The following is a 327-nucleotide window of genomic DNA, read 5'->3' on the forward strand; positions in this document are numbered from 1 at the left end:
ACACTGTAGAAACCGTCTTCACTGATGGTGCTTAAGGTGCCGTCACTGTGTTTGAACTCGTATTTGGTCACGCCATCCAGATCGCTGCCGGACAAGGTACCCACTACCGCGTCCGCCACTTGGTTTTCCGCGTACGTCACCGTCTGCGCACCGAACGAGCCTGACTCATCCACGTTGCTCTCTTTCAGGGTCACCGTCGCTTCCGCTGTCGAGCCGTAACCGTCGGTCATCACCATCTGGTAATCGCCACTGTTCGTGCCTTGCTCGAAGTCGTTCACCTCCGCCGAAACGCCCGCTGTCGTGATGCTGATGTTGCCGGCCGCATCG

General features: G+C 58.1%; 1 protein-coding gene. It reads right to left on the reverse strand.

What is annotated here, in order from left to right; translation table 11 throughout:
* Positions 1–327 (reverse strand): hypothetical protein (locus AB4512_RS20005; RefSeq protein ID WP_372175442.1); only part of this gene is annotated, 327 nt, incomplete at both ends.

This window comes from Vibrio sp. 10N.222.52.B7, assembly GCF_041474275.1.
Lineage (GTDB): Bacteria > Pseudomonadota > Gammaproteobacteria > Enterobacterales > Vibrionaceae > Vibrio > Vibrio crassostreae_C.